The organism is Gottfriedia sp. S16(2024) (assembly GCF_050473765.1).
Taxonomy (GTDB): domain Bacteria; phylum Bacillota; class Bacilli; order Bacillales; family Bacillaceae_G; genus Gottfriedia.
Window position 1 is genome coordinate 4,312,548 of sequence record NZ_JBFLUO010000001.1, and the last position, 13,925, is coordinate 4,326,472.

Below are 13,925 nucleotides of genomic sequence, written 5' to 3' on the forward strand. Positions count from 1 at the left end.
CTTTTAACTAAAGAATGGAGGTAAGTGTATGCAAGATTTAGGGTTTAATACATATTTAATTGATTTATATGATTTATCGTTTCAGGAACGAACGGGTAGCTATATTATATTAGATGAAGATATTACAATCATTGAAACAAGTGCAAGCCCTTCCCATGAGTATTTATTAAAAGGTTTAAAAGAGTTACAAATTTCATTTGAAAAAATTAAAAATGTTATCGTAACACATATTCATTTAGATCATTCAGGTGGCGCTGGCTTGCTAATGGAAAAATGTCCAAATGCAACTCTTTTTTTACATCCAAAGGGAGCTAGGCATTTAGAAGATCCGACAAAATTAATTGCGAGTGCAAAACAAGTTTATGGTGATGATTTTGATCGTTTATTTAACCCAATCCTTCCAATTGACTCTACTAAAATTTATCAGGTAGCCGATAGTGAAGAGCTTGTTATTGGTAAAAATCGTAAACTAACATTTTTACATACTCCAGGTCACGCTAATCATCATATTTCAATTTTCGATTCTTCTAGTAAATTTATGTATACAGGAGATACTTTAGGTATTTATTATCCACAGCTTCAAAAGGAAATCGGTACGTTTATTTTACCATCGACATCACCTAATCAATTTTCATACGAAGCAACTCTAAGTTCATCAAAAAAAATTCAAGAGTATAATCCGGATGCTATTTGCTTCGGTCATTATGGATTAACTAGAGATACAAATTTCGTATATGCGTCTTTAAAACTATATTTAGATCGTTTTATAAAACTAACTGCTACCACGATTGAAGAAAATAAGGAAAAAGCTTTTTATGAGAAAAGTAGGATTCTGTCAGAAGTATTATACAACGAAGTAAAACAAGATCTTCAAATTAAGAATATAGATGAAAGTAATCCGGTTTTCCAGATTATTAAATTAGATTTGGAAGTTTCAGCTATGGGATTAGTACTGGCTATGGATCAAAATTAACCAAATAAAAAACTTCAGCCATTTGGCTGAAGTTTTTTATTATTTTTTACCCTTTTTTACCGGTTTATTTTTGCTCGAAACAGGTTTTTTGTTTTGATTCGAAACTGGTTTTGTTCTTTTTTCATTTGATTGATTTTCATTCAATTGTTTTTCGTTCATTTCGATTTTTTGTATTTCGCCATGTGAAACGGTTAAATGTTCAAAAAACATTTTTTGCGTTCCTCTTAAGCTAAATAAATTCTTTTTCTCTCGAGGTGTTACCAAGTTTATAACAGTACCTTGTTTACCCATTCTTCCTACACGGCCACTTCGATGAGTATATTGTTCAACTTTTTCTGGTACATCAAGTGTTATAACGTACGGTAACTCTTGCAAATCAATTCCTCTTGCTGCTACATCAGTAGAAAATAGTAAAGTAGTTTTACCAATTTGAAGATCTTTTAAAACTCGGCTTCTTTCCATTTTCCCTAGTTTTGAATGCAGTACCGCTGTTTTAATTCCTCTAAAGTTTAATTTAGAAGCGTATCCTTCAAGTTTAAATGGATCATTACTAAATACGATTGCTTTCATATTTTGAACAGAACCAATTCTTCTAAGTAATTCTAGCTTCTCTCTTTCTTCACAAGGAATAAACCCATGGACTATATTTCCTTCCAAGCTTTGTTCAATCGAAATTTCTTTTAGATTTGAACTTGTTTCTTTTGCAAACTGCATTGCTGCCGGTGTGATTGTTGCCGATAAGAATAATAGTTGGCGATCTTTCATTGTTGCTTTGACAATTTGCGGTAAATCTTTTTGATCATCCGTTTTTAATAATTCGTCTACTTCATCAAAAACAATTGTCTTAACACAATGCATTTTTAATTTTTTTTGTTTAATTAATTGTGAGATACGCCCCGGTGAACCAACGATAATTTTAGGCTTCTGTTTTAATTTTTCAATCTGACGTTTTATATCAGCTCCACCAACAATTGAAGCAACCTTTATATTTGTATTTTGTGTATAGTCTTGGACAACCTGAAAAATTTGCATGACAAGTTCACGAGTTGGAGCCATGATAATAATTTGAGGATTTTCTTCCTTTTCATCAACCTTATTAATCAATGGTAAAACATATGCAAGAGTCTTACCAGTACCTGTCGGAGATTGCGCTATAACATCGTTCCCTTCTAAAATTGCGGGGATTGCTTCCTCTTGAACTGGTGTCCATTTCGTAATATTATTTGCTTTTATTTTTAAGATTGTTTGTTCTGCTAATTGAAAATGTTCCATTTAAATCTCCTTTAATATTTGCTCATCGTACCATTGTAACATTATTTCTGTATTATGTACCAATTCTTCTATTAGATCGAAGTCATCTTCGGTCATTTTATTTTGAAATTTTATGTTTACTGACGATTCAATGATATTTTTATCTAAAATAGACTGTTTAATGTTATAAAATGGAGTGAATTGTTCAGTTGTCTTATTTTGAAATAAAAGTAGACTTCTTTGAATGATTTCGATTTCTAATTGTTTAGGAAAGGAAAATTCAAGTTCAATATAACAACCTACTTCAGTATTTCCATTAATTAATTCATTATATAAATCACTAGCCGTTGTATTCATTGAAAATGTGCAACTAGTTGTCTTAGTCGACTTGTTTAGCTTCCTAAATTTAATTGAGAATAATCGATCCATCTTGGAAAGATTAACAAAGTCATTTCGATCGATGATTTCATATTCTCCGTCTAGATCTTTATCATATATAAGCCCTTCTATTACAACCTTCATATTATCAAAAGCGGTCGGATCAAACATTATTTATACTCCTTTAAACTATAGATTCCTTTAGTTCGCTTATTTTCTATTATGTATCATATTAAACGAACCACACAAAAAATAATCCGATAAAATCGTCTTGATTCAAATTTTATCGGATCAATTTTTATTTAACTATTTCAAATTGGCTATTATAAAGATTTGCGTAGAAACCTTCTTTTTCCATTAATTCATCATGCGTACCTTGTTCAATTATATCGCCATCCTTCATACAAAGAATCAAATCTGCATTTCGAATAGTCGAAAGGCGATGCGCAATCACAAAACTTGTTCTTCCTACCATTAAATTGTCCATTGCTTTTTGAATGAGTGCTTCAGTTCTCGTATCAACACTACTCGTTGCTTCATCTAAAATTAATATTTCAGGATCTGCCAAAATTGCTCGAGCAATCGTGATCAGCTGCTTTTGACCTTGGGATATATTATTCACTTCTTCGTTAAGTATCATATTGTATCCATCAGGCAGGGCTCTAATAAAGTGATCAGATTGAGCAGAAATAGAGGCATTTTTAATTTCCTCATCTGTTGCATTTAGTCTTCCAAAACGAATATTATCCGCAATGGTACCATTAAATAGCCAAGTATCTTGCAGAACCATTCCAAATAATGATCTAAGTTCATCCCTTTTATAATTCTTTATGTTATGTCCACCGATTGTGATTTCCCCACTATTTACATCATAAAACCGCATTATTAAATTTACAATTGTTGATTTACCAGCTCCTGTAGGCCCAACAATTGCAATTTTTTGGCCAGGTTTAACGACTAAATTAAAATCATGAATTATCATTTTTTCAGGTGTATAACCAAAAGCAACATGATTAAAGCGAACATCACTAGTAACTTCATTATGCTTAATTGATAGGGCATTTGTTACTTCAGGTACTTCTTCTTTTTCTTCTAAAAATTCAAATACTCTTTCTGCTGCAGCTGCAGTTTGTTGAAGTATATTTGAAATATTAGCAATTTGTGAAATTGGCTGCGTAAATGAACGAACATACTGAATAAAAGCTTGAATTCCTCCGACTGTCATTGATCCATTTGCAGTAAAATATCCACCTAATATACAAATAGCAACGTAGCCAATGTTTCCAATAAAAGCTGTAATTGGAATCATAAGTCCTGATAGAAAATTTGCTCTCCATGCCGATTTATATAACTCATCATTATACTCACTAAAGGCTCTTGTAGATTCTTCTTCACCACTAAATGCTTTTACTAAAACATGATTTCCTAACATTTCTTCTACATGCCCATTTACTTTTCCTAAATATCTTTGCTGGTTAATAAAATGTTTTTGAGATTTTTTAACGATCATCATGACAAATACCATTGAAAGAGGCAATATGCATAGTGCAACTAAAGTGAGTTGCCAGCTGATCGAAATCATCATAATTGTTATACCAATAATTGAAGTAATCGATGTAATTATTTGCGTTAAACTTTGGTTTAATGTTTGATTAATCGTATCAACATCATTTGTTATTCTAGAAAGAACTTCACCGTGACTAGTTTGATCAAAATAACTTAAAGGTAATTTATGAATTTTATCATTTATATCACTTCGAAGCTTATAAGTTACCTTCATCGTAACACCACTCATTACATAGCCTTGAAAATATGCAAAAAGTGAGCTTAATAAATATAAACCGATCAACCATAAACCAATTACACTTATTTTCCCAAAGTTAATTTTTCCACTACCACTAATTTGTTTCATGACACCAGAAAAAATTTCATCTGTCGCTTTCCCAAGAATTTTTGGCCCTAGTATTGTAAACACAGTTGAAATAATTGCTAGTATAAAAACAAAAATGATCGTCTTTTTGTGCGCTCCTAAATACCCCATCAATTTTGTCATCGAACCTTTAAAATCTTTCGCTTTTTGACCTGGCGCCATTGGAATATTTCTTCCAAACATTTGACCAGGACCACGACGAACACCCTGATTTTGAAAAGTATTTTTATTAGAATTGCTCATGCTAATTCCTCCTTGGATAACTGCGATGAAGCAATTTCTAAGTATTCTGGGCAATTTTTCAGAAGTTCTTTATGAGTACCTTGGCCTACAATCCTACCGTTATCTAAAACAACAATATGCTCTGCATTCATGATCGTATTTACGCGTTGGGCAATGATGATCATCGTCGCCGATTCTATCTCTTCATTTAACGCTTTTCTTAGAGCAAAATCCGTTTTAAAATCAAGCGCAGAGAAACTATCGTCAAAAATAAGAATTTCAGGTTTCCTTGCTAAAGCCCGAGCGATCGAAATTCTTTGTTTTTGGCCACCTGAAACATTATCTCCACCTTGAGAAATTTCAGCATTAATTTCCCCTTCTTTTTGAGAGATAAATTCACTAGCCTGAGCGATTTGGGCTACTCTTTCCATTTCTTCATCAGAAATATTTTTATTTCCGTATTTTAAATTAGAAGCAATTGTCCCTGTTAATAAAAGACCTTTTTGAGGTACATACCCTATTTTAGTACGTAAATCCTTTTGCTTTACTTCCCTTAGATCTACACCATCAACTAAGACTTCTCCTTTGGAAACATCATAAAAACGTAATATTAAATTTGCAATTGTTGTTTTCCCCGAACCAGTTGGACCAATAATAGCAGTTGTTTGTCCTGGCTTTGCAACAAATGAAATATCATTTAGTACATCATTTTCAGCACCTTCATAACGGAAACAAACATTTTTAAATTCAACAAATCCTTTTTTATTCGCTTCGAAGTTTTTATGAGACTTTGGATCGATAATTGTTACTTCAATCGACAACACTTCTGAAATACGTGCACCAGAAACAGCAGCTCTAGGAACAAGGATAAACATGATTGAAATCATTAAAAATGCTGTGATGATTTGCATTGCATATTGCATAAATGCGATCATATCGCCAACTTGCATATTAGATTTAGCAATTTGATGGGCACCAACCCAGATAATTAAAAGTGATGACCCATTCATAATCAACATCATTGAAGGCATCATCAGTGTCATGATTCGATTAACAAATAAATTCGTTTTCGTTAATTCGCTGTTTACCTCTTGGAATCGCATTTTTTCATGTGAAGCATTTCCAAAAGCTCTAATCACCATCAATCCCATTAAATTTTCTCTTGAAACTAAATTTAATTTATCTATTAACTTTTGAATTAATTTAAACTTTGGAATAGCAACTGTCATGATTATCATAATTAAAGAAAGTAGAACAATCACAGCTAATGCAATAATCCAACTCATCGAAGCAGATTTATTGATTGCCATTATGATTCCGCCAATCCCCATTATTGGTGCATAACAGAGCATTCGTATCCCCATCATTAAAAGAGTTTGAATTTGCATAACATCATTTGTACATCTTGTAATCAGAGATGCCGTTGAAAATTTATCAAATTCATTGTTAGAAAAGCTTTCAATTTTTTTGAAAACATCTTTACGTAAATTCCTAGCAACGCCAGAAGCAATTCTTGAGGACAAGAAGCTGACTAAGACTGTAGCTATTCCTCCAAGTAAAGCAATCGCAATCATAATCAATCCAATTTTAACGATATATAGACTTCCTAATTTGTGTAAATTAACGCCTAATTCTGTATAAAATGCTTTCGTCATCATAATACCACTTTGAGTTAGTAAGGTTTTATCCGATGAAATAGCTTTATTATGCGCATTTATTATCACATTTTTGGAAAGTTTATCAAACATTGGTTGTAACTCATATAGTTTAGTTACATTAATCTTATTTGAACGCGGCGTACTGCTAGTTTGTGCATGACTGACTTTTCCAGCAGATTCTTCTTGGATTATATTAAATAAAGTCCATGTAGATACACCAAATGATTGATCAATTTGTTTTTCTACATTCTTATTTAATTTTTTCTTTACGTATATGTTCTGATTTGCCTTTTTGTAAATACTTATGTATGTTTTCCCTTTTGAATTTTTATCAGTTGTAGATTTTAAATCATAATTATTCATTACAATTTCTTTTTCTTTATCCGTCATAAAGGTGGTCATTAGTTTCATACCTTTTTGACTAATTGCATCTGGAGCAACGTGCAATATACCATTTTGCTGTATACCATTGTTTACTATTTCAGACATATAGTTAGGTAAGTTCAAATCACACATGGCCTGACCAAATAAAAATAATATAGCTAAAATAATACTTGTACTAAATGATTTTAAATACTTAGCTAACTTGATCAAATGAGCATCTCTCCTATTTTGTTGTATTTTGGCTCCTAAACACTAACTCATACTGAAAAAACTCGCATCAAATGCGAGTAAATTTTTCAGTTTGAATTATTAAGTTAATTAAAACAATCCTTTTGGACGTCCTAGTTCATCTACGTCCATATTTAATGCAGCTGGTTTTTTCGGTAAACCTGGCATTGTCATTACGTTACCTGTTAGTGCAACAATAAAACCTGCACCAATTGATGCTTTAAGTTCTCTTATTTCTACTTTAAAACCAGAAGGTCTTCCAACTAAACTTGGTTGATCTGATAAAGAATACTGAGATTTTGCCATACAAATTGGTAGGTTGCCCCAACCATTCTCATTAAATTCCAAAATTTGTTTTTTCGCTTTAGGAGAAATATTCACTCCGTCTGCACCATATACTTCTTTTGCAATTTTTTCTATTTTATTTTCAATTGAATCAGATAATTCATATAAATAATTAAAATTTTCTTTAGGATTTTTTAACATATTAACAAGTGATTCAGCTAGCTCTACGCCACCTTTACCGCCATGTTCCCATACTTCTGTTAAGACAATCTTAATGCCATTGTCTTGTCCCCATTGTTTTAATACGCTAATTTCTTCTTCTGTGTCAGAAATAAATTTATTAATTGCTACAACAACAGGTACATTGAATTTTTGAACTGTCTCTACGTGCTTTTCAAGGTTTTGGATTCCATCTTTAACCGCTAAAGCGTTTTCATTAGTCAATTCGTTTTTATTTACTCCACCATGCATTTTTAATGCTCTAATTGTTGCAACAATCACAACTGCGTCAGGTGTAACACCTAAAGCTCTAGTTTTAATATTTAAGAATTTTTCTGCTCCTAAATCTGCACCAAAACCAGCTTCCGTAACAACATATTCCCCTAATTTCATAGCCATTTTAGTTGCAATAACACTGTTACAACCATGAGCAATATTAGCAAATGGACCACCATGAATAATTGCTGGAGTGTGTTCAATCGTTTGAACAAGATTTGGTTTAATTGCGTCTTTAAGTAATAATGCAAGAGCTCCTTCTACTTTTAAATCTCCAACAGTTACTGGAGTTTTATGTATAGTATAGGCAACAACAATTCGTTTAAGCCTTTCTTTTAAGTCTTGAATTGATGTCGCTAAACAAAGAACTGCCATAATTTCAGAAGCAACAGTTATATCAAACCCATCTTCTCTTGGAACTCCACCAGATGGACCACCTAAACCTACAACGACATTTCTTAAAGCGCGATCATTTAAATCGACTACTCTCTTCCAAGTAATTCTACGCACATCAATTTCAAGTTCATTTCCTTGATGGATATGATTATCAATAAAAGCTGCTAAAGCATTATTGGTCGTAGTAATGGCATGGATATCACCGTTAAAATGCAAATTAATATCATCCATTGGTAAAACTTGAGAATAACCTCCTCCAGTTGCACCGCCTTTTACTCCCATTGTTGGCCCTAAAGAAGGTTCACGTAATGCAACGATTGCATTTTTGCCAATTTTGTGGAAAGCTTGTGCAAGTCCAACAGTGACCGTAGATTTACCTTCACCTGCAGGAGTTGGATTTATTGAAGTAACTAAGATTAATTTACCATCTTCATTTTCTTTTAATCGGTCTAAAATTGATAATGACAATTTAGCTTTATAATGACCATAGTTTTCAACTTCTTCATCAAAAAGATTTAAATTATCTGCAATTTCGGTTATTTTTTTCATTTCTGATTCAAAAGCAATTTCTAAATCTGACTTAACTTGACTCATTCAATCATCTCCAATTGCACTTCATTATAATCAAAATTATAGCACAATTTTACAAAAAATTCATTTTTAAAAATTCGAAATTCTTTCATCAAATCATTCAAAATTACTAATACTTTCTACTTATCAATGGAATCCAAAGTTACATACTATAGATAAGGCATTAAAAGAAAGGAGTGTAATTTTATGTATCGTCATACAAAGCATAATGAACATAAACGTAATCACAATTTACCAAAGGATCAAAATGAAGAATATAGTGCAGAGTTTTATCCCACAAGGAATGTGTTTTATTCGGAAACAACTTCAGATAAATCTCATGCCTCTGGAATTGTAATTGGATACGTAGCTCTATTTTTTTCACTATTTTCGTTATTTTTAATGCCTGTTATATTTGGGATTGTTGGAATTGCACTTGGAATATACTCTGTAACTAAAGGTCATTCCACTTTAGGATATACAGCAATTGGGTTTGGATTATTTTCGGTAATTGTAACTATTTTCTATAATTTATTAATTGTCTTAAGTGCAATACTTTAAGAGTAGATTAAAAAATAAGCAAAAAAAACCTTTAAGGTCCTTTCAGAATAGATGTACTTCATCTACACACTGAAAGGACCTTAAAGGTCCATGATATTCCTTCGCAAACGATCACTTACTCCATTTTTACAAATCGAAAGACAATTAATTTTCATTAAACTTGAACTACAGACCATTCGTCATCTTTCTTTGAATAAGTTAAATTTGCAATATGATTTGTGAGGTCGCGATACTCTTCAACATTTTCTAAAATTTCATCTACACCAGAATAAAAATCAACTCGGAAAATAGGAATTTCGATTACCTTTCTATTTTCAACTCTTTCACTTAAATCGATTATTAATCCATCCTCCATTAAAGGATATAATGTCAACATTAATTTAATATTGATTGGATTAATTTGTTTTGAACGATTAAATATATTTAAACTTCTTCTCTGAAGTTGTGTAATTTTATAAGATATAACATTACAAAGCATAAAAATAAAATCATTAGTTCGTTTATAATAAACTTTTTGATACATTCCATCACTTATATTCATGTATGCAAAAGAATTGTTTAATCTTGGTATAAAAGGTTTTTGTAATGGTTCTTTTTTGTGAGCAAGATACAGTAATTCTGCGATTTCTTTAGGCTCTAGCTCATCTAAATCTGCTAATTCTTCAAAATCGATCCAACAAAGGTCGTCATGTTCACTATGTTCTAATATAAATTGATTAATATCTTCTCTTTCAACATAATAAAAAGAGGAATTTAAATTAAATTCGGACCATTGAATATCGTGTTTTAGCAAAAGAATGTTTTGAAGAGGAAAAGGAAGTCCTTGAACAAACTCTTTATAATTTATGCCTGAGGTTATAAAGCAATGATTATGGTTATCACCATAAATATAGATAATATCCTTTATTGAATCAATTCCCGCCAACGATATTGCCACCTTTAATTTTTTTCTTTATCATATCATACTTTATACTAAATTTATCATCAAAAATGATTAATTTAATTCTTTTTATCTAATATTTTTATACATTTTTTACCATAATTCCGTATGCTCTACCTCAAAAATAATGTTATACAGGAGGCCTACATAAAGCAGTAGTTTTTGTTTGAATTGGTTCTTTCGTAACAGAGCGAATACTCCATTCACCGTCATCATTTGAAAAATTAAATTTAACAAGAGTGTAAGGTGGTTGTTGATCTTGTTTATATGCAATTAATTGAATTGTTGCCCCGAATACGTATGTACCATTATATTTCTTTTTTAGATTTGTGATTGTTGCACAATTATATTGTTCTCCTGGACCGAACATTTTATATAAACGGTTATTTATACTAGGAAAAAGAATTGATAACACTGCATCTTCTAATACTTCATTTTGTACCGCAAATGCATTTGCCGGTTTTGATGTCCCAATTAAGCATATTAATAGTATGATAATAAATCCTCTTTTCATATCTAATCCTCCATCTTAAGGTTTTAACAAATTACTTAGTATCTATTCTTTACAATTTACTGATGGTTATGAAAGAGAGTTTTAAATGAACATGAAATAGCAATTATAAGAAAAAGGAAAAAAGAAGACCCTGAAAAGTTTTTTCTTTTCTCGGTCTTCTTTTTAGCTGTTAACTACACTATTGATGATCCCAATAGTATTTGCTTAAGATATCTGAGAGCAAGTCAATTGTTCTATAAAGTTCAGGTAATGTATTATCGACTCCTCCTACTTCGATTAATATTGAATGTGGCGATAAATCTTGGTTATAAACGCCATTTCCTTGTTTATAGTTTTTACTAAATATCCCTCTAGTTAAACCTTTGTTAAATTTCATAATTTCACTATTTAAGTCTTTCGCTAACGCTAAGTTCTTTCTATAATTTTTGTTTTCTACTCCGACAATAAAGTATAGCTTTGCGTATTTTTGACCATCAATCTCAGTTGTTGTCACATTTTTTCTTTGATCATCACGATGTATGTCAATAAGATAATTTAAATCATTATCTTGAGCAAGCGCATTTTGTACAACCAATCTAGACATTTTATATGAACTTCCCCAATTCCAATTTCTTTTCGTTAATTCAGATCCAATATTTGTTTTATCGTCAATCGCGCCTATTCCATTTGCTTCTAAATTATTTTTTAATCGTTCACCTAATAAGCTTACATTTACTTTTGGAGAAGAAGCTTGATTTGGCGACTTTGCACCTGGGATTAAAGGTAAAAATGATTCCCAGCTATGTGTGTGGTAAATAAAAAAGACATCTTTTCCATTTGTAGTTTTTGATGGTGGATTTGCTGGATTTTTAATTGGTTCATTCACTGGATCTTTAACAGTTGGATTTTGGTTAATTTCGTCAAGTGTTAAGCTTGATTCGATTGGAAGATTCGTAAAATCAATTCCTTCTCCAGCGACTAATATATTATTTTCGAATTTTGTCATACTTGATATTTCATGTACTAATAAACTTTTTGGATCGTACAGTCTAATATTGGTAATAAATGAAAAAAGAATATTACCGAGAGGTTGTCCATTTTTATTGGAATCATCACCTGACTTAAAATGACCGTTTTCATATTCAAACGCTTTAATAAATCCTTCATAACTCATTTTTTCGAACCATTGATGTACATAATATGATTTGGTATTTTTCATTGATGTCACAAATAAACTAGCTAACAAAAATAATAAGACAATGCCTACAAAGACACTTGCCGTTACACGTTTAAGATTAATAGATTTTATATATATTGATTGTCTCATTAAATCACCTCTAATAAAACGTATGTACAAGCCCTATAGAATAGAATGAAAAAATTATTAAATCCTTATTAATTAATCCCTATCTATATAAAAAAGCGTGATTGGATTGTTAAATTGTCGGCACTTCAACATTTTAAACCACTCTCATTTATGAATTTTAAATAGAATTTAGATTAGTAAAAAAAGAGATGCCTCAAAAAGACACCTCATAAAAAAGTTCGTAATTTAATTAGTGTAAAAGCACTTTTTTAAATAGATTACATATTATTATTGTTGCAACGACTGAAGTTAGTTAATGGATTCACAACGCAACTATTTCTTGCAGCTTCTAATTGAGTTTCACAAAATGAGTTTGTTGCTGGTGATACCATACTGTTATTCATGTTTCTGTTTCTATTTTTTCTACATCCACATCTTCTATTATTATTCATATTTCTGTTTTCGTTTCTGTTTTCATTTCTGTTTTCATTTCTGTTTTCGTTTCTGTTTTCATTTCTGTTTTCATTTCTGTTTTCATTTCTGTTTTCATTTCTGTTTTCATTTCTGTTTCTGTTATGGCTATTATTCATATTTTCACTCATTACTCTATCATTGTCATGATTTCTATGACAATCACAGTCATTACATGGTCTACGAACTTCAACAAACTCTCTCATATCTCTTACTGGAGATACTTCTTCTCTTTCTTCTCTTCTACGATTGCAACCACAAAATCCCCACATTTAAGAACACCTCTATAATTATTTATTGTACATTTATAACATACGTAGAAATTTAGATATTGAATGTGTACATGTCTAGATATGAACAAGTTTTTTATATTATTTTTCGATTTAAATTGATAATTCGGTAAATGAAATTTTAAAAAAGCTCACTTTTATAAGAATTTGTTAGTTGTTTATCCTGAAAGTAAAAAAAAAAATGAGCCAATTAGGCTCATTTTACTTGTTGCGGTATACATACGCATCTTTTGGTGGTTGAATTTCCTTAATATTAGTGACATCTAAATAAGGAATGTTTACTTTAAATGGTTGATAGTACATTTGTTGTATATTACCAGTAGCTTCAATCCATTGATCATTTTTAAACGTTTGTCCATCAGGTAAATCAATTAGCACTCCATATACACCGGAATCGGCAACACAGTGAATAATGCCAAATCTAAATAAGAAAACCTGATTTTTCTTTAATCCTTTTTCATGATAAATAAAGCCTTTATAGGTCAATTGCTTACCTAAATATTTTCCAGGCTCATCGTATAAAACTTCCATTCCTTTAAGAAAGTCATAATCATTTAGGACAATACTTTTTTTATTTATATATTCTTTTGATTCTTGTTTAATTAATTTTTGATATCCTTCTTGCCCATAGTAAATACTTAAATCAGGCTTTAAATATTGCCTTTCCATGAAAGGATCATTATTCCCCGGTTCTGAAACGGGGAAATGAAACCCTTTTGCTTGTACAATCGTAGAGTCCAAAGTTGCAACTGGTAAAAATATACCGGTAAACAATGGAAAGATGAATACTAAGCCATTTAAAAACTTTTTAAAACCTTTAGCTTCTTTATGAACATGTCCATGTACACAAGTATGATCACAATTATGATCATGATGGTGGTCATGATCGTGGCTATGCTCTTCATCTTCATCATGACTCGTTCTTAAAGTATGAATTACTTGAATTAAAGTTAGAAATGCAAATAATATCGCAGCTGTCAAAGATAAATAAGAGTATTTCATATTAATATATTTTGAGATCGTACCTTTAATATGCAATTGCATTAAAAAGAAGGTAAATCCTAATAGTACATATGCTCTTGCCATATTGATTC

The 13,925-nt window shown here is 31.0% G+C and carries 12 protein-coding genes; 2 read left to right on the forward strand and 10 right to left on the reverse strand.

The features are described from left to right. Positions 1-28 precede the first annotated feature (28 nt). Positions 29-973 (forward strand): MBL fold metallo-hydrolase, encoded by a 945-nt coding sequence (locus AB1282_RS20580; protein WP_429900247.1) that lies wholly within the window; start codon positions 29-31, stop codon positions 971-973. A gap of 39 nt (positions 974-1,012) precedes the next feature. On the opposite strand, the gene AB1282_RS20585 is transcribed toward AB1282_RS20580, so the two are convergent. From AB1282_RS20585 to AB1282_RS20605, 5 genes are all read right to left on the reverse strand, one after another. Then, the gene (locus tag AB1282_RS20585; RefSeq protein ID WP_056466438.1) at positions 1,013-2,245 is read right to left on the reverse strand and encodes a DEAD/DEAH box helicase; all 1,233 of its coding nucleotides are present in this window, start codon (positions 2,243-2,245) and stop codon (positions 1,013-1,015) included. Continuing rightward, a complete protein-coding gene (locus tag AB1282_RS20590; RefSeq protein ID WP_056466441.1) occupies positions 2,246-2,773 on the reverse strand; it encodes a hypothetical protein in 528 nt (175 codons plus the stop codon). A gap of 127 nt (positions 2,774-2,900) precedes the next feature. Continuing rightward, positions 2,901-4,775, reverse strand: a complete 1,875-nt coding sequence (locus AB1282_RS20595; RefSeq protein WP_056466444.1) for an ABC transporter ATP-binding protein — start codon at positions 4,773-4,775, stop codon at positions 2,901-2,903. Continuing rightward, positions 4,772-7,006 carry an ABC transporter ATP-binding protein gene (locus tag AB1282_RS20600; protein ID WP_429900250.1) on the reverse strand — a complete coding sequence of 745 codons (2,235 nt, stop codon included), beginning with the start codon at positions 7,004-7,006 and terminating at the stop codon, positions 4,772-4,774. The genes AB1282_RS20595 and AB1282_RS20600 overlap by 4 nt, the downstream gene beginning before the upstream one ends. Before the next feature lie 108 nt (positions 7,007-7,114). Further along, the gene (locus tag AB1282_RS20605) at positions 7,115-8,794 is read right to left on the reverse strand and encodes a formate--tetrahydrofolate ligase (RefSeq protein WP_390312198.1); all 1,680 of its coding nucleotides are present in this window, start codon (positions 8,792-8,794) and stop codon (positions 7,115-7,117) included. 183 nt (positions 8,795-8,977) lie between these two features. Between AB1282_RS20605 and AB1282_RS20610 the strand changes: the two genes are divergently transcribed. Then, complete coding sequence (locus tag AB1282_RS20610) at positions 8,978-9,331, forward strand: hypothetical protein (protein WP_056466456.1); 354 nt, start codon at positions 8,978-8,980, stop codon at positions 9,329-9,331. A gap of 154 nt (positions 9,332-9,485) precedes the next feature. Here the strand turns inward: AB1282_RS20610 and AB1282_RS20615 are convergent, their stop codons facing one another. The 5 genes from AB1282_RS20615 to AB1282_RS20635 all read right to left on the reverse strand — a co-directional run bounded on the left by AB1282_RS20615 (position 9,486) and on the right by AB1282_RS20635 (position 13,917). Continuing rightward, positions 9,486-10,256: a hypothetical protein gene (locus tag AB1282_RS20615; protein ID WP_056466459.1), complete on the reverse strand. Its 771-nt coding sequence runs from the start codon at positions 10,254-10,256 to the stop codon at positions 9,486-9,488. 145 nt (positions 10,257-10,401) lie between these two features. Further along, complete coding sequence (locus AB1282_RS20620; RefSeq protein ID WP_390312199.1) at positions 10,402-10,785, reverse strand: DUF3888 domain-containing protein; 384 nt, start codon at positions 10,783-10,785, stop codon at positions 10,402-10,404. 178 nt (positions 10,786-10,963) lie between these two features. Next, positions 10,964-12,091 carry a stage II sporulation protein P gene (gene spoIIP, locus AB1282_RS20625; RefSeq protein ID WP_286131557.1) on the reverse strand — a complete coding sequence of 376 codons (1,128 nt, stop codon included), beginning with the start codon at positions 12,089-12,091 and terminating at the stop codon, positions 10,964-10,966. A gap of 257 nt (positions 12,092-12,348) precedes the next feature. Then, a complete protein-coding gene (locus tag AB1282_RS20630; RefSeq protein WP_429900254.1) occupies positions 12,349-12,813 on the reverse strand; it encodes a hypothetical protein in 465 nt (154 codons plus the stop codon). A gap of 219 nt (positions 12,814-13,032) precedes the next feature. Then, entirely contained in the window at positions 13,033-13,917 is an 885-nt protein-coding gene (locus AB1282_RS20635) for a TIGR03943 family putative permease subunit (protein ID WP_056466471.1), read from the reverse strand. Between the last annotated feature and the right edge of the window lie 8 nt (positions 13,918-13,925).